Below are 16,470 nucleotides of genomic sequence, written 5' to 3'. Positions count from 1 at the left end.
TACGTCAGCTCACAAGGCGCCGGGCGGCGCGGCGGATCCAGCCACTACAATAGGCTCCTCGTTCATACAGGACTGCAATCCCATGCGCACCGACACGCCCGTAACCGTATATCGCAAGGATTACCAGCCCTACCCCTACGACATTCCCGAAGTCGCCCTCGCGTTCGACCTCGCGCCCGACGCCACCGAAGTGCGCAGCGTGATGCAGGTGCGGCGCAAGCCCGGGGCCGGCGCCGACGCCGCCCTGGTCCTCGACGGCGAAGAGCTGGAGCTCGTCTCGGTAGGGGTGGATGGCGCCGCGCTGCCCGCCGACCGCTATCGCCTTTCCGAGCGCCGCCTGGAGATCCATGGCCTGCCGGCCAGCGCCACGGTGGAAATCGTCGGCCGTTGCAAGCCTTCCGCCAATTCCACGCTGATGGGCCTGTACGTGTCCGGCGGCAACTTCTTCACGCAATGCGAGGCCGAGGGCTTCCGCCGCATCACCTGGTTCGCCGACCGCCCCGACGTCATGTCGCGCTACCGCGTGACGCTGCGCGCCCTGCCCGACTACCCGGTGCTCCTGTCCAATGGCAACCTGGTCGCCTCGCGCCAACTGCCGGACGGCCGAAACGAAGTCGAATGGGAAGACCCGTTCCCCAAGCCCTGCTATCTCTTCGCGCTGGTTGCCGGCAAGCTCACCCACCGCGAAACCACCGTGAAGACCGCCAGCGGCCGCGACGTGCTGCTGCAGGTCTATAGCGACCCGGGCTCCGAGACCAAGACGGAATGGGCCCTGGATTCGCTCGTGCGCGCGCTGCGCTGGGACGAAGCCCGCTTCGGCCTGGAGCTGGACCTGGACCGCTTCATGGTGGTTGCCGTCCACGACTTCAACATGGGCGCGATGGAAAACAAGGGCTTGAACATTTTCAACGCCGCCTACGTGCTGGCCGACGCCGACACCGCCACGGATGCCAACTACGAGGGCATCGAATCCGTCATCGGGCACGAGTACTTCCACAACTGGACCGGCAACCGGGTAACCTGCCGCGACTGGTTCCAACTGAGCCTGAAGGAAGGCCTGACGGTCTTCCGCGACCAGGAATTCAGCGCCGACATGATGGCCCATGGCATGGAGGCGGCCGAGGCCGCCAGCGCCCGCGCCGTCAAGCGCATCGACGACGTGGTGGCGCTGCGCGCCGCCCAGTTCCCGGAAGATGCCGGCCCCATAGCCCACCCCATCCGCCCGGAAAGCTACCAGGAGATCGGCAACTTCTACACGGCCACCGTGTACGAAAAGGGCGCCGAGGTCATCCGCATGCAGCACACCCTGCTGGGCGAGGAAGGCTTCCGCGCCGGCATGGACGAGTATTTCCGCCGCCATGACGGCCAGGCCGTCACCTGCGACGACTTCGTCGACGCCATGGAATCCGTCTACGTGCGCCAGCACCCGGACCGCGATCTTTCCGTGTTTCGCCGCTGGTACCGCCAGGCCGGCACGCCGCGCGTGACCGTCAAGCTGGACCACGATGCCGCCGCCCGCCGCTGCACCGTGACGCTTACCCAGGAATGCCCGCCGGTCGGCGTGGAAAAGAAGGCCGGCGCCGACTACGTGAAGGCGCCCTATCACATTCCCTTCGCCATCGGCCTGCTGGACCGCGAGGGCCGGGCGCTGACGCTGCGCCACGAAGGCAAAGCCGGCGAAACCGCCCTGCTGGAATTGACCACGCAAAGCCAGCAATGGGTTTTCGAAGACATCGCCGAGCGCCCCGTGCCGTCGCTGCTGCGCGACTTCTCGGCCCCCGTCATCGTCGAGTACGCCTGGACGAACGAGGAACTCGCCCTGCTCTCGGCTCATGACGGCAACCCCTTCGCCCGCTGGGAAGCCGGCCAGGAATTCGCCACCCGGCAGATCCTGGCGCTGGCCGAGGCCAGCCAGGCCGGCAAGACGCTGCGGGCGGACGCCTCGTTCATCGAAACGTGGCGCGCGCTGCTGACCGACCCCGCCATCGACGCCGCCTACCGCGCCCGCGCCCTGGCCCTGCCTTCGGAGAAGACGCTGGCGGAGCGCATGCGGCAGGTGGATCCGCCCGCCCTCGCCGTGGCTCGCGACTTCCTGCGCGCCGAACTCGGCCGCCAACTGGCCACCGAGTTCCGCCAGGCCTACGAGGCCAACCAGACCCCGGGCGAATACAGCCCCGCTCCGGTTCCGGCCGGCAAGCGCGCCCTGAAGAACCTGGCGCTGAGCCACCTCATGGCGGCGGGCGAGCCCGATGCCCAGGGCCTGGCCGAACAGCTCTATCGTCAGGCGGGCAACATGACGGACAGCATGGCGGCGCTGTCCACCCTGATCAATTTCGGCCAGGGCGAGTTTCCGCGGCAGGCGCTCGCCGCCTTCTACGACAAGTGGCGCGACAACCCTCTGGTAGTGGACAAATGGTTCGCCTTGCAGGCGGCCGCGCGCTCGACCACGGTGCAGGCCGCGCGCGAGCTCATGCAGCATCCCGCCTTCACGCTGCGCAACCCGAACCGCGCCCGCGCGCTGATTTTCCAGTTCTGCCTGAACAACGCCCGGGGCATGCACCATCCGGACGGCTCGGGCTACGCGTTCTGGGCCGAGCAGGTGCTGGCGCTGGACGCGCTCAATCCGGAAATCGCCGCCCGGCTGGCGCGCGCGCTGGACAATTGGTCACGCTTCGTTCCCGCCCTGCGCGCGCCCATGCAGGCCGCGTTGCAGCGGGTGCGGGCGCACGAGGGCTTGTCGCGCAACGTGCAGGAAATCGTATCCAAGGCTTTAGAATTCGCAGCATAGGGAGATCCTTTTGAAACGTAAAACACTGACCCAGTACCTGGTGGAGCAGCAACGCTCCGCCCAAGCCCTTGCGCCGGAAGTGCGACTGCTCATCGAAGTGGTCGCGCGCGCCTGCAAGGCCATCAGCCATGCCGTGAGCAAGGGCGCCCTCGGCGGCGTCCTGGGCAGCCTGGAAAGCGAAAACGTCCAGGGCGAAGTCCAGAAGAAGCTGGACGTGCTGTCCAATGAAATCCTCCTCGAAGCCAATGAATGGGGCGGCCACCTCGCGGCCATGGCGTCGGAGGAAATGGAAACCATCCACCTGATCCCGAACCGCTATCCCAAGGGCGAATACCTGCTGTTGTTCGATCCCCTGGACGGCTCGTCGAACATCGACGTGAACGTCTCGATCGGCACCATCTTCTCGGTGCTGCACGCCCCCCATGACGTGTCGGGCGCCCCCGTGTGCGAACAGGACTTCCTTCAGCCCGGGGACAAGCAGGTCGTGGCCGGGTATGCCGTCTACGGCCCGCAGACCATGCTGGTGCTGACGATCGGCAATGGCGTCGTGGGCTTCACGCTGGACCGCGAAATGGGCTCGTGGGTGCTGACTCACGAGGATATCCGCGTGCCCGAGGACACCAAGGAATTCGCCATCAACATGTCGAACATGCGCCACTGGGCCGCTCCGGTGAAGCGCTATGTCGACGACTGCCTGGCCGGCACCACCGGCCCCCTGGGCAAGGACTACAACATGCGCTGGATCGCCTCGATGGTGGCGGACGTGCATCGCATCCTGACCCGCGGCGGCATCTTCATGTACCCCTGGGACGCCCGCGAGCCCGGCAAGGCCGGCAAGCTGCGCCTGATGTACGAAGCCAATCCCATGAGCTTTCTGATCGAGCAGGCCGGCGGCGCGGCCATCAACGGCGAACAGCGCATCATGTCCATCCAGCCCGAGAAGCTGCACCAGCGCGTGAGCGTGATCCTGGGATCGAAGAACGAGGTGGAGCGCGTTGGCCGCTACCACGCCGAAGCGGCGGACAAACAATAATCCGCCCGCGCTCCGGCGCGAAAAAAGCCCCGGCCGCAAGACTCGGGGCTTTTTCTTGCCTGGAAGGACGGCGGCTACTTGACCTGCTCGATCGACTTCACGTCGTCCTTGTTGATCTGTACCTTCTTGCCGTCCTTGTCGTATTCGTACATGCCGGATTCCTTGTCATACTGGGGCTCGTCGGGCGTCACGGTCGAGCTGCCGTCTCGCTGCTGAATGACCGAGGGGGACGTGCATCCGGCCAGCACTCCGAATCCGGTCACAGCCAGGGCAAGCGTCATGGTCTTCAGGTTCATGGGCGTGTTCTCCGAGTGTGAATGTAGATTCACTGTATCTGACGCGGCCGCCCCATACGTGACGGGTTGTGGTCAAAATGCATGAGAACGTAATCCGTTCGTCCGCGCCCGGAAACGCGCATAACCGCGCTCTGCGCCCGGGGGCGGTTCCGGTCCCGGAAACGAAAAACCCCTCGCGGGCCGGGCCCGCGAGGGGTTGCACACTTACACATGCGGCAAGCGGCCTTTACACCTTGGCGTGAAGCTCGATGAAACGGCGCACTTCGGCCAGGTCGCAGTCCATGATTTCCACGCGCTGCGGCAGGGATTCCAGATCGGCCAGGTTGCCCGGCGGCGTCGCCGGACGGCCCAGCGCCTCCTCGATGGTTTCCGAGAACTTCGCCGGCAAGGCGGTCTCGAGAACCAGCATCGGCACCCCGGGCTCGACGAAATCGCGCGCGACCTTGACGCCATCGGCGGTGTGCGGGTCGATCAGCACGCCGGTCTCGTCATATACCGAACGGATCGTGGCCAGGCGGTCTTCGTGGGAGCTGGCGCCCGACACGAAACCGTAGCGGGTCTCGAACTGCGGCTTGAGATCCGAGAGATCGAACGAACCGTCGCGCGCCAGGGACTCCCACAGCGCCTTCACGCGGCCCGCGTCGCGGCCCGCCAGATCGAACACGAAACGCTCGAAGTTCGATGCGCGCGAAATGTCCATGGACGGGCTGGACGTGGCGTAGGTCTGCTCCGCGGGACGCGGGCGATACACGCCCGTGCGGAAAAACTCTTCCAGCACGTTGTTCTCGTTCGTGGCGAGCACCAGCCGGCGAATGGGCAGGCCCATGCTGCGCGCGATGTGGCCCGACAGGATGTTGCCAAAATTGCCCGAGGGCACGGCAAACGAGACTTCCTCGCCCGCCTTGCCGGTGGCGCGCAGCCAGCCGTGGAAGTAATACACCACCTGAGCGGCGATGCGCGCCCAGTTGATGGAGTTCACCGCACCGAGGCGGTACCGGGTCTTGAACGCCAGGTCGCCCGCCAGCGCCTTGACGATGTCCTGCGCTTCGTCGAAGACGCCGCGCACGGCGATGTTATGGATGTTCTCGTCTTGCAGCGAGTACATCTGCGCGCGCTGGAAGGCGCTCATGCGGCCGTGGGGCGACAGCATGAACACGGCCACGCCGCGCTTGCCGCGCAAGGCGTACTCCGCCGCCGAGCCCGTGTCGCCGGAAGTGGCGCCCACGATGTTCAGAGTCGTGCCGCGCTTGCCCAGCACATACTCGAAGACCTGGCCCAGGAACTGCATGGCCATGTCCTTGAACGCCAGTGTCGGCCCCTCGGACAGCCCCAGCAACGACAGCCCGCCGTCCAGGGGACGCAGCGGCACGATGTCTTCGCTGTTGAAGGTCTCTTGCGTGTAGGCGGCGCGGGTCAGGCGGCGCAGGTCGTCCGCCGGGATATCCGTGGCGAACAGCGACAGCACTTCGTACGCCAGGTCGGCGTACGGCAGGCCGCGCCACGATTCGAGCGTCTCGGCCGACACCTGGGGCAGTTGCTCCGGCACGGCCAGGCCGCCGTCCGGCGCCAGGCCTTCCAGCAGGATGTCCGAGAATTGCAGCGGCGTCATGCCGCCGCGGGTGGAGACGTATTTCATGTGAGATTCTCCACTCGCAGGCGCGTCACTTTCGAGCGCACGAACGGCAATGCCTCGATGCGCTCGATCGCCTGATTGACGTTGCCTTCGACCGCCTCATGCGTCAGGAAGATGATGTCCGCGCCGCCGATGTGCGACGGCTGCTGGATCATCGACCCGATCGAAATGGAACGGTCCGCCAGGATGCGGGCGATATCGGCCAGCACGCCGGGCTGGTCGTCCACCCGCAGGCGCAGGTAGTACGAGGTGTTGACCTGCTCGATCGGCAGGATCGGCGTATCCGACATGGCGTCCGGCTGGAAGGCCAGGTGCGGCACGCGGTTGCCCGGATCCGCCGTGTGCAGGCGGGTCACGTCGACCAGGTCCGCCACGACGGCCGAGGCCGTGGGCTCTTCGCCCGCGCCCTGGCCGTAGTACAGGGTGGGACCGACGGCGTCGCCCTTCACGAGCACGGCGTTCATCGCGCCCTCGACATTGGCCAGCAGGCGCTCGGCCGGCACCAGCGCCGGATGCACGCGCAGTTCGATGCCGTCGGCACGCCGCTTGGTGATGCCCAGCAGCTTGATGCGGTAGCCCAGGCGCTCGGCATGCTCGATGTCTTCGGCGGCCAGCTGCGAAATGCCCTCGATGTGCGCGCGATCGAACTGCACCGGCACGCCGAAGGCCAGCGAGGCCAGCAGCGTCAGCTTGTGGGCGGCGTCCACGCCTTCCACGTCGAACGTCGGATCGGCTTCGGCATAGCCCAGGCGCTGCGCCTCGGCCAGCACGTCGGCGAACGGCAGGCCGCGCGAACGCATTTCGGACAGGATGAAGTTGGTGGTGCCGTTGATGATGCCGGCCACCCACTGGATGCGGTTGGCGGTCAGGCCTTCGCGGATCGCCTTGATGATGGGGATGCCGCCGGCGACGGCGGCTTCGAACGTCACCATCACGCCGCGCTCGTGCGCGGCGGCGAAGATCTCGTTGCCGTGCTTGGCCAGCAGGGCCTTGTTCGCGGTCACGACGTGCTTGCCGTTGGCGATGGCTTCCAGCACCAGCTCGCGCGCCAGCGTATCGCCGCCGATGAGTTCGACGACGATGTCGATTTCCGGATCGCGCACCAGGGCGTGGACATCGGTATCGACCAGGATCGAATCGCCGACCCGCGCGCGCGCCTTGGCCACGTCGCGCACGGCGGCGCGGGTCACTTCAATGCGGCGGCCGGCGCGGCGGGCGATTTCTTCCGCGTTGCGCGACAGCACGCTCCAGGTGCCGCCGCCCACCACGCCGAGACCCAGCAGACCGACTTTCATGGGGTTCATCGCGGCGCCCTCTGCGGGCGGGCGTTGAGGGGAATTCATTTCAGTTCTCCATAACTGCTGTGCGACACACTCGACGCAAGAAACGTTGCGCTATCGCGATGCCGCGGATCCGGCTCCGCCGGTCCGCAGGCATGCCCCCTTGAGAGGGGAAGCGCGCAGCGCTGCGGGGATGGGCTCATCCTCTACCGCAGCAATCCGTCCTTGCGGAACATGTCCTTGATGCCGCGCACCGCCTGGCGGGTGCGCTGCTCGTTTTCGATAAGAGCGAAGCGCACGTATTCGTCGCCGTACTCGCCAAAGCCGATCCCGGGGGACACGGCCACTTTCGCATCCGACAGGACGCGCTTGGCAAATTCCAAAGAGCCCATTGCCCTGTAGGGCTCGGGGATCTGCGCCCAGATGTACATGGACGCCTTGGGAATTTCCACATTCCAACCTGCTTCATGCAGGCCGCGCACGAGCACGTCGCGGCGGCTCTGGTATTGCGCCACGATCTCGTTCACGCAATCCTGCGGGCCATCCAGGGCGGCGATGGACGCCACCTGGATCGGCGTGAACGTGCCGTAGTCGTGATAACTCTTGATGCGGGCCAGCGCGTTGACCAGCTCGCGGTTGCCGACCATGTAGCCGATGCGCCATCCTGCCATGTTGTAGCTCTTGCTCATCGTGAAGAACTCGACGGCGACGTCGCGCGCGCCGGGCACCTGCATGATGGACGGGGCCACGTAGCCATCGAAGGTGATGTCGGCGTAGGCCAGGTCGTGCACGACCAGGATGTCGTGCTCCTTGGCCAGCGCCACCACGCGTTCGAAGAACGACAGGTCCACGCACTGGGCGGTCGGGTTGCTGGGAAAGCCCAGCACCATCATCTTGGGCTTCGGGATGGATTCGCGCACGGCGCGCTCGAGTTCCTCGAAGAAATCCACGCCCGGCGTCATGCGCACGGAACGGATGTTGGCGCCGGCGATGACCGCGCCGTAGATGTGGATCGGGTAGCTGGGGTTCGGCACCAGCACGGTGTCGCCGCGGTCCAGCGTGGCCAGCATCAGGTGAGCCAGGCCTTCCTTGGAGCCGATCGTGACGATGGCCTCGGAATCCGGGTCGAACTCGACCGCGTAGCGGCGCTGGTACCAGTCGCAGATCGCCTTGCGCAGGCGGGGGATGCCCTTGGACACCGAATAGCCGTGCGTGGTGGGGCGCGTGGTGGCTTCCACCATCTTGTCGACGATGTGCTTGGGCGTCGCGCCGTCCGGATTGCCCATGGACATATCGATGATGTCTTCGCCCCGCCTACGCGCCGCCATCTTGAGCTCGCCGGTAATGTTGAAAACGTACGGGGGCAAACGCTCAATGCGGGAGAACTTCCTCATGATGGGAATCCTTAGGGGCGAAAAAAATGGGCAAAAAACCAGGGCGCGGTCGCGCGAAGGGGAAAAGGGAGCCTGACGGCCGCCACGCCACAAGATTGCAGCGCAGCAAAACCCTGTAATCTAGCGCAAGGACGCCTAGGCGGCAAATGGGAACAAAACGGGGTCAATTTGCCCCTTTTTTCCCCGGCTGGAACCCGCTCCTTTGGGGGGGCGGCGAAACCGGTCCGCGGCGCGCCCCTGCGCCAGGCCGTGGATACCCTGCAACATGGCGACATGTTGATGCGCTATTATCAGGCACATAAAGCTGGAGTTTTTATTGAAGCTGCATACCGATCCTGCGACGGCCGCCCTGAACACCGTCACCGCCTACGGTGATGGCTATATCGAGGTCAACCAGGTACGTTTTTCCTCGTCGGTCGCGTTCGGCCCCGAGGGCGAAGTTGCCCAATGGCCCGTCGAGTCGCCGGCCGACATCACCCCTACCCTCTTGCTCCAGGCGGCCGGATTGTCCGAGCCCGTCCGTGATCCGCTTGCGTTCCTGGACGAACCGGAGGCCGCCTCCGCGGGCCGCCCCGCGAATGCGCCCGAAGTGCTGCTGGTGGGCACGGGCGGCCGGCAACAGTTCCTGCGCCCCGATGTGCTGCGCCCCCTGCTGGCGATGGGCATCGGCGTCGAGATCATGGACACCCACGCCGCCTCCCGCACCTACAACATCCTGATGGCTGAGGGCCGGCGCGTCGTCGTGGCCCTCATCCCTCCCAACGGAGAATCCCAGCAATGACGCCGACCATAGGCAAGCCCGCCCCGCTGTTCACCGCTGAAAGCACCATAGGTCCGATCAGCCTGGAGCAATGCCAGGGCCGCGCCGTGATCCTGTATTTCTATCCCAAGGACAACACCCCTGGCTGCACCACCGAAAGCCAGGATTTCCGCGACCTGCACGCCGACTTCCTGGCGGCAAGCGCCGTGGTCATTGGCATCTCGCGCGATTCGCTGAAGTCGCACGAGAACTTCAAGGCCAAGTACGAGCTTCCTTTCCCCCTCATCTCCGACGCCGACGAAACCGTGTGCAATCTGTTCGGCGTCATCAAGCAGAAGAACATGTACGGCAAGCAGGTGCGCGGCATCGAACGCAGCACCTTCTTGATCGATGCCTACGGCGTTTTGGTGCAGGAGTGGCGCGGGGTGAAGGTCCCGGGCCACGCGAAGGAAGTCCTGCAAGCCGCGAAGAGCATCGGCTAGCCGCTAGCTCAGGTAGACCCGTCAGGCGCTATAGCCGGCCCACACAGGAGAGTGACGCATATGCCGCTTCCGAAGTTGCCCACCCGTCCCGCAGCCATCCTGACCTTCCCTTCGGGCGAACCCGCCCGAGCGCAGGCCCGCACGACCAAGACCGCCGCTGCGCGGTCCAGTACCCAGGCCGCCCTCGCCGAGGACGACGAGGACGAGCTCGCCGTCCAGCCTGAACTCGAAGGCCTTGCCGCTCCGGCCCGCAAGGCGCAGGTTCCCGTCCCTGCCCGCCAGGTGCCGCCGCCCGCGGCGCCGGCCGTGCGCCCGGCGGCGCGCCAGGCGAAGCCGGCCGCCGCGCCCGCCAAACGCGCCAGGCCGCGCGCCCAGAACGAGCCCCGCAAGCTGTTCGTCCTGGACACGAACGTGCTGCTGCACGATCCCAGTTCCCTGTTCCGATTCGAAGAGCACGACATCTTCCTGCCGATGATGACGCTCGAAGAACTGGACCACCAGAAAAAGGGCATGTCGGAAGTGGCGCGCAACGCGCGCCAGGTCAGCCGTTCGCTGGACGCGCTGGTGCAGGATGCCACCCAGCTCGATGAAGGGCTGGAACTGGCCAAGCTGGGGAACAAGGACGCCACCGGGCGCCTGATGTTCCAGACCACCGCCATCCACAGCACCCTGCCGTCCGACCTGCCCATGGGCAAGGCCGACAACCAGATCCTGGGCGTCGTCCGGGCCCTGCAGGAAAAGTACCCGCAGCGCGAGGTGGTGCTGGTGTCCAAGGACATCAACATGCGCCTGAAGGCGCGCGCCCTGGGCATGGCCGCCGAAGACTACTTCAACGACCACGTCCTCGAAGATTCGGACCTGATGTATTCGGGCGTCATGCAGCTGCCCGAGGACTTCTGGAACAAGCATGGCAAGGATGTCGAGTCCTGGCAACAGGGCGGCACCACCTTCTACCGCATCCACGGCCCGCTGTGTTCGCAGTTCGTGGTCAACCAGTTCGTCTACTTCGAAGGCCAGATGCCGCTCTACGCGCAGGTGCGCGAAGTCAGCGGCAAGATGGCGGTGCTGGCCACCCTGCGCGACTACACCCACGGCAAGAACAACGTCTGGGGCATTACCGCGCGCAACCGCGAACAGAACTTCGCCATGAACCTGCTGATGAACCCGGAGTGCGACTTTGTATCGCTGCTGGGCCAGGCGGGCACCGGCAAGACGCTGCTGGCGCTGGCCGCCGGGATCACGCAGGTGCTGGAAACCAAGCGCTACACCGAGATCATCATGACCCGCGTCACGGTGCCCGTCGGCGAAGACATCGGCTTCCTGCCCGGCACGGAAGAGGAAAAGATGCTGCCCTGGATGGGCGCGCTGGAAGACAACCTGGACGTGCTCAACATGGGCGACGGCGAAGGCAACGGGGACTGGGGGCGCGCGGCCACCATGGACCTGATCCGTTCGCGCATCAAGGTCAAGTCCCTGAACTTCATGCGCGGCCGCACCTTCCTGAACAAATACCTGATCATCGACGAGGCGCAGAACCTCACGCCCAAGCAGATGAAGACGCTGGTGACGCGCGCGGGCCCCGGAACCAAGGTGATCTGCCTGGGCAACATCGCCCAGATCGATACGCCCTACCTCACCGAGGGCAGCTCCGGCCTGACCTTCGTGGTCGATCGCTTCAAGGGCTGGCCGCATTCCGGCCACGTCACCTTGCAACGCGGCGAGCGCTCGCGCCTGGCCGACTACGCTGGAGATGTATTGTGAGCCCCCACGCCGCGCCCGCTACCGCGGGCTAGCTGCCCCCCGAGGGGGCTGTTTCCCCTTGGGGCGGCCCGGCGGGGAAACGGTGAGCCCCCACGCCGCGCCCGCTACCGCGGGCTGGCTACCCCCCGAGGGGGCTGTTTCCCCTTGGGGCGGCCCGGCGGGGAAATGGTGAGCCCCCACGCCGCGCCCGCTACCGCGGGCTAGCTACCCCCCGAGGGGGCTGTTTCCCCTTGGGGCGGCCCGGCGGGGAAACGGTGAGCCCCCACGCCGCGCCCGCTACCGCGGGCTGGCTGCCCCCGCGCTCTGACTCCTGGTCCGCCAAAGAAAAAGCCCCTTGATCGCTCAAGGGGCTTTTTTTCGCCGGGCCGAGGCAGAGACTACTTGTCGGCGGCGTTGGTGATGGCGTTGCCGGCCCTGGACATGTCCTTGCCCATGCCCGCGACGGTGTTGCAACCGGCGAGGACAAAGCCGAACACGACGAAGGCGGTCAGCACGATCTTGCTGCGCATGCTGGCGCTCCTATAGTGATGAAACGGTTCCGGCCCGTACTTTAGACGATTTCGACGCGAAGTTCGCCCAGCCCTTCGACGCCGCCGGTGATGACATCGCCCTGCAGCACCGCCCCCACGCCTTCCGGCGTGCCGGTGAAGATGATGTCGCCCGGCTGCAGTTCGAACAGGCCGGAAAGATAGGAAATGCTCTCCGGCACGTTCCACAGCATTTGCGAAATGTCGCTGGACTGCTTGCGCTGGCCGTTGACGTCCAGCCAGATGGCGCCCTTGTCCAGGGTGCCGACGACGCTGCGCGGGTGGATCGGGCCCAGCGGCGCGGAAAAATCGAACGCCTTGCCGATTTCCCAGGGGCGCCCCTGCTTCTTCATGTCGCCCTGCAGGTCGCGGCGGGTCATGTCCAGGCCCAGCGCATAGCCCCACACGCACTCGTTGGCCTCTTCGACCGGAATGTCGCGCCCGCCCTTGCCCAGCACGACGACGAGTTCCATCTCATAGTGCAGGTTGGAAGTCTTGGGCGGATACGGCATCTTGCCGGTTTCACCGTCGGCCACGCTCAGCACCGCGTCGGCGGGCTTGCAGAAGAAGAACGGATCTTCACGGCCCGTGAAGCCCATTTCCTTGGCGTGCTCGGCGTAGTTGCGGCCGACGCAATAGACACGGCGCACCGGAAACAGCGCGGCGCTGCCGGCAACGGGAACCGCCACGGGCGGCTGGGGAGGCAATACGTAGTCCATGTTCAATCAACCTATGATGAATACGTGACCGGAAACCGGCTAAGCGCTTGCTGCCCCGAAGGAGACAGTGTCGCCCTGGGCGGCCAGGCGATGAAAACCATTCGCGAGTTTATCCCTTTCCGCGTGGCCAGGCGCGGTCATCGAACGTTCAGGCCATCGTAGGGATTTCCCCGTCGAACACGACCAAGCGTTCGATGAAATCCGCCATGTAAGCTTTCATTTCCTGATGCGCCGGCGACACTTGGTAGCGATCGTGCGCGGGGCTGTCGGCGAAGGCGGCCACCACGGCATGTGTCAGGCCGTCCGAGCGGCTGGCTTCGTTGCGCCGGAAGTCATATCCCTTGACCCCTTCGCATTCCGACAGGATCCGTTGGCAATAGCCCTGAACGCGATCGTGAAACCGCGCGTCGGCGGCGTCCGAAAGTTGCAACATTACGACATGCAAGTACATCAGGCTTCCTTTTTCGATCGGGTAAGCGCCAGCCAGGCCCGCGCGATCAGCCCCATGATGCCGTCGCGGAACAGCAGCACGCATAGGACGAAAATGCCCCCCTGGGCAATGAGCACCCAGGATCCCAGCGGCGCCAGGTAGTTCTGCAGGGACACGAAGGTGAAGGCTCCGGCCAGCGGACCGAACACCGTGCCGATGCCACCCAGGAGCGCCATCAGCACCACTTCGCCGTTGGCATGCCAGTGCACGTCAGTCAGCGACGCCACGCCGAACACCAACACCTTCAGACCGCCGGCCAGGCCGGCCACCGAGGCCGACAGGGTGAATGCCATCAGCTTGTACCGCGACGTGGAATATCCCAGGGAGCGAGCGCGCTGTTCGTTGTCGCGCACCGAGCGGATCACTTCCCCGAACGGCGAGTTCAACACGCGCAGCACGAAGGCGTAGCCCAGCGCGAAGACCAGCAGCGTAAAGTAGTACATAGGCATCACGCCTTCCAGGTCGAAGATGCCGAACAGCTTGCCACGCGGCACGCTCTGCAAGCCGTCCTCGCCACCGGTGAAACCCGCCTGGACCGCGATGAAATAAACCAGTTGCGACAGCGCCAGCGTGATCATCGCGAAATAGATGCCCTGGCGCCGGATGGCGATCGCGCCGAACGCGAGGCCCAGCAGGCCGCCCGTCAGCACCCCGGCCAGCAGGCCGAGCTCGGGCGTGGCCCCCAATAGCTTCATCACGATGCCGGTCGCGTAGGCTGCCGCGCCGAAGAATGCGGCATGGCCGAACGACAACAGCCCCACGTAGCCCACCAGCAGGTTAAAGGCCGCCGCAAACAATGCGAAGCACAGCACCTTCATCAGGAACGTGGGATAGATGAACCACGGCGCCGCCAGCGCCGCAACCGCCAGCGCCGCCATCGCCACACGCATGCCGCCGCGCCCGAGCTGCACCGGCTCGCGGGTCGCCTCGGCGGCCAGCACGTTCTGCACCTGCAGTGGCTTGCCGAACAGCCCTGCGGGCTTGCACAGTAGCACCAGCACCATGATGATGAAGATCGCCAGATTCGCGGCCTCGGGGTAGAACACCTTGGTCAAGCCTTCGATGATTCCCAACCCGAAGCCGCTGACGATGGCGCCCATGATAGAGCCCATGCCGCCGATCACCACCACCGCGAACACGACCACCACCAGATTGGAGCCCATCATCGGACTGACCTGATAGATAGGTGCGGCGATGACGCCCGCCACCGCGGCCAGCGCCACGCCGAGCGCATACGTCAGCGTGATGAGCAACGGCACGTTGATGCCGAACGAGCGGACCACCGTCGGGTTTTCGGTCGCCGCGCGCAGCATGGCTCCCACGCGCGTTTTCTCGATCAACACCCAGACGGCCAGGCAGAGCACCAGCGACACGGCCACGGCCCATCCCCGATACCAGGGCAGGAACATGAAGCCGAGGTTGACGCCCCCCATCAGCGCCTTGGGTATGGTGTAGGGCAGCCCCGACACGCCATAGGCCTGGCGCAGGCCGCCTTCGATCAGCAAGGCGATGCCGAAGGTCAGCAGCAGGCCGTACAGATGGTCCATGCGGTACGTGCGCGAGATCAACGCGCGCTCGACCACGATGGCGAACGCCGCCATGATGAGCGGCACCAGCACCAGCGCGGCCCAATAGTTCACCCCCAGGTAGTTCAGCAACATCCAGGCCAGGAACGCGCCCGCCGTGTACTGCGCGCCATGGGCGAAATTGATGATGTTCAACAGGCCGAAAATCACCGCCAGCCCGATCGAGAGCAAGGCGTAGAACGAACCGTTGATCAGCCCGAGCAACAGTTGGCCGAATAGTGCCGTGGACGGCACGCCGAAAATTTCGAACACGTGGATTCTCCCTCAGACACCCAGGCAGCGCATGATCCGCTCGGGATCGTTGCGCGCCTCTTCCGCCGACAACTGGTCGACCACGCAGCCGTGCTCCATCACGTAGTGACGGTCGGCCACCTTGCTCGCGAACCGGAAGTTCTGCTCGACCAGCACGATGGTGAAGCCCCGCTCCTTCAGGGTTCGGATGGCATGTCCGATCTGCTGCACGATGACCGGGGCCAGGCCCTCGGTGGGTTCATCCAGCAGGATGAGCTGGGCGCCCGTGCGCAGGATGCGCGCGATCGCCAGCATCTGCTGCTCGCCGCCGGACAGATTGCCGCCGGAACTGGCGCTGCGTTCGCGCAGGTTGGGAAACAGGGTGTAGATCTCGTCCAGCGACATGCCGCCGTCGGCCAGTCGCGGCGGCAGCAGCAGGTTCTCGGTCACACTGAGACTGCGGAACACCGCCCGCTCTTCCGGGCAATACACCACGCCCAGGCGCGGAATACGGTGCGCGGCCAGGTTCACCGTCTCCCGCCCATTCAACAGGATGGAGCCACGGCGCTTGTCCAGGATGCCCATGATCGCGCGCAGTGTCGTCGTCTTGCCCGCGCCGTTGCGGCCAAGAATGGTCACCAGCTCGCCGCGGTTCACGTTCAGGTTCACGCCGTGCAGCACGTGTGATTCGCCGTACCACGCATTGAGGTCTTTGATTGCCAGCATCAGTGCCCCTCCTCGTCCGAGCCCATGTAGGCGGTGATGACGCGCTCGTCGCGCGACACAGCGGCATAGTCGCCCTGCGCCAGCACCGCGCCGCGCGCCAGCACGGTGATCGTGTCGGACAGGTCCGCCACCACCGAGAGGTTGTGCTCGACCATGAGGATGCTGCGGTTGACCGAGACGCTACGGATCAGCGCCGCAATGCGAGCCACGTCCTCCTGGCCCAGGCCGGCCATAGGTTCGTCCAGAAGCATGATTTCGGGTTCAAGCGCCAGGGTCATCGCGATTTCCAGCGCTCGCTTGCGGCCATAGGGCAACAAGGCGGCGGTCGTGCCCGCCAATGCCGCTAGGCCGACCGCGTCCAACAGTTCCATCGCGCGTCCGTTCAGGCGATCGATGCTGCCGCGGCTGCGCCAGAAACGCCAGCCGTCGCCATGCTGCCGCATCAGCGCCACGCGCATGTTCTGCAGGGCGGTCAGGCCAAGGAACACCGCGGATATCTGGAAAGAACGGACGATGCCCAGCCGCGCGATCTGCTCCGGCGCGAGCGCCGTGATGTCGCGGCCGCGATAGTGAATGACCCCGGCATCCGGGGCAAGAAATTTTGTCAGCAGATTGAAGCAGGTGGTTTTGCCTGCTCCATTGGGGCCGATCAGGGCATGGATGGACCCTTCACGCAGGGACAGCGACACGTTGTCGACGGCATTGAAGCCGCCAAAGCGTTTGACCAGCCCGCGGGCGGACAGGACCGCTTGGGAGTTCATAGC

General features: G+C 65.5%; 15 protein-coding genes. 5 read left to right on the top strand and 10 right to left on the bottom strand.

Annotated features, from left to right (window positions below; translation table 11 throughout):
• Positions 1–82: 82 nt before the first annotated feature.
• Positions 83–2,788 (top strand): aminopeptidase N, encoded by a 2,706-nt coding sequence (pepN, locus tag ACN6PJ_RS20480; protein ID WP_427997642.1) that lies wholly within the window; start codon positions 83–85, stop codon positions 2,786–2,788.
• Between the two features lie 10 nt (positions 2,789–2,798).
• A complete protein-coding gene (locus ACN6PJ_RS20475) occupies positions 2,799–3,821 on the top strand; it encodes a class 1 fructose-bisphosphatase (protein ID WP_427997641.1) in 1,023 nt (340 codons plus the stop codon).
• A gap of 74 nt (positions 3,822–3,895) precedes the next feature.
• On the opposite strand, the gene ACN6PJ_RS20470 is transcribed toward ACN6PJ_RS20475, so the two are convergent.
• From ACN6PJ_RS20470 to alaC, 4 genes are all read right to left on the bottom strand, one after another.
• On the bottom strand, positions 3,896–4,117 hold the full coding sequence (locus ACN6PJ_RS20470; RefSeq protein ID WP_427997640.1) for a YgdI/YgdR family lipoprotein: 222 nt from the start codon (positions 4,115–4,117) through the stop codon (positions 3,896–3,898).
• Between the two features lie 226 nt (positions 4,118–4,343).
• The gene (gene thrC, locus ACN6PJ_RS20465) at positions 4,344–5,753 is read right to left on the bottom strand and encodes a threonine synthase (protein WP_427997639.1); all 1,410 of its coding nucleotides are present in this window, start codon (positions 5,751–5,753) and stop codon (positions 4,344–4,346) included.
• Positions 5,750–7,054: a homoserine dehydrogenase gene (locus ACN6PJ_RS20460; protein WP_427997689.1), complete on the bottom strand. Its 1,305-nt coding sequence runs from the start codon at positions 7,052–7,054 to the stop codon at positions 5,750–5,752. The genes thrC and ACN6PJ_RS20460 overlap by 4 nt, the downstream gene beginning before the upstream one ends.
• Before the next feature lie 182 nt (positions 7,055–7,236).
• The gene (gene alaC / locus ACN6PJ_RS20455; RefSeq protein ID WP_054451081.1) at positions 7,237–8,424 is read right to left on the bottom strand and encodes an alanine transaminase; all 1,188 of its coding nucleotides are present in this window, start codon (positions 8,422–8,424) and stop codon (positions 7,237–7,239) included.
• 316 nt (positions 8,425–8,740) lie between these two features.
• On the opposite strand from alaC, the gene ACN6PJ_RS20450 reads away from it, so the two are divergent.
• From ACN6PJ_RS20450 to ACN6PJ_RS20440, 3 genes are read left to right on the top strand one after another with little or no spacing between them, the layout of a single operon-like run.
• Positions 8,741–9,205, top strand: a complete 465-nt coding sequence (locus ACN6PJ_RS20450; protein WP_427997638.1) for an Mth938-like domain-containing protein — start codon at positions 8,741–8,743, stop codon at positions 9,203–9,205.
• Positions 9,202–9,666, top strand: coding sequence for a peroxiredoxin (locus tag ACN6PJ_RS20445; RefSeq protein ID WP_042792662.1), 465 nt, complete (start codon positions 9,202–9,204; stop codon positions 9,664–9,666). The genes ACN6PJ_RS20450 and ACN6PJ_RS20445 overlap by 4 nt, the downstream gene beginning before the upstream one ends.
• Before the next feature lie 60 nt (positions 9,667–9,726).
• Positions 9,727–11,427, top strand: coding sequence for a PhoH family protein (locus ACN6PJ_RS20440; protein ID WP_427997637.1), 1,701 nt, complete (start codon positions 9,727–9,729; stop codon positions 11,425–11,427).
• Positions 11,428–11,804: 377 nt separating this feature from the next.
• Here ACN6PJ_RS20440 and ACN6PJ_RS20435 read toward each other — a convergent pair whose 3' ends face one another.
• The 6 genes from ACN6PJ_RS20435 to ACN6PJ_RS20410 form a co-directional block, all read right to left on the bottom strand.
• Complete coding sequence (locus tag ACN6PJ_RS20435) at positions 11,805–11,936, bottom strand: entericidin A/B family lipoprotein (RefSeq protein ID WP_006388428.1); 132 nt, start codon at positions 11,934–11,936, stop codon at positions 11,805–11,807.
• A gap of 41 nt (positions 11,937–11,977) precedes the next feature.
• Positions 11,978–12,673 carry a fumarylacetoacetate hydrolase family protein gene (locus tag ACN6PJ_RS20430; protein WP_427997636.1) on the bottom strand — a complete coding sequence of 232 codons (696 nt, stop codon included), beginning with the start codon at positions 12,671–12,673 and terminating at the stop codon, positions 11,978–11,980.
• A gap of 148 nt (positions 12,674–12,821) precedes the next feature.
• Positions 12,822–13,124, bottom strand: coding sequence for a Dabb family protein (locus ACN6PJ_RS20425; RefSeq protein WP_427997635.1), 303 nt, complete (start codon positions 13,122–13,124; stop codon positions 12,822–12,824).
• The gene (locus ACN6PJ_RS20420; RefSeq protein ID WP_427997634.1) at positions 13,124–15,001 is read right to left on the bottom strand and encodes an ABC transporter permease; all 1,878 of its coding nucleotides are present in this window, start codon (positions 14,999–15,001) and stop codon (positions 13,124–13,126) included. The genes ACN6PJ_RS20425 and ACN6PJ_RS20420 overlap by 1 nt, the downstream gene beginning before the upstream one ends.
• A 12-nt stretch (positions 15,002–15,013) precedes the next feature.
• Positions 15,014–15,706, bottom strand: a complete 693-nt coding sequence (locus ACN6PJ_RS20415) for an ABC transporter ATP-binding protein (RefSeq protein WP_427997633.1) — start codon at positions 15,704–15,706, stop codon at positions 15,014–15,016.
• Positions 15,706–16,467 (bottom strand): ABC transporter ATP-binding protein, encoded by a 762-nt coding sequence (locus ACN6PJ_RS20410; protein ID WP_427997632.1) that lies wholly within the window; start codon positions 16,465–16,467, stop codon positions 15,706–15,708. Before ACN6PJ_RS20410 ends, ACN6PJ_RS20415 begins: the two co-directional genes overlap by 1 nt.
• Between the last annotated feature and the right edge of the window lie 3 nt (positions 16,468–16,470).

The organism is Achromobacter sp. (assembly GCF_050285585.1).
Taxonomy (GTDB): domain Bacteria; phylum Pseudomonadota; class Gammaproteobacteria; order Burkholderiales; family Burkholderiaceae_B; genus Achromobacter.
This window is presented reverse-complemented; position numbering and strand designations above follow the sequence as displayed.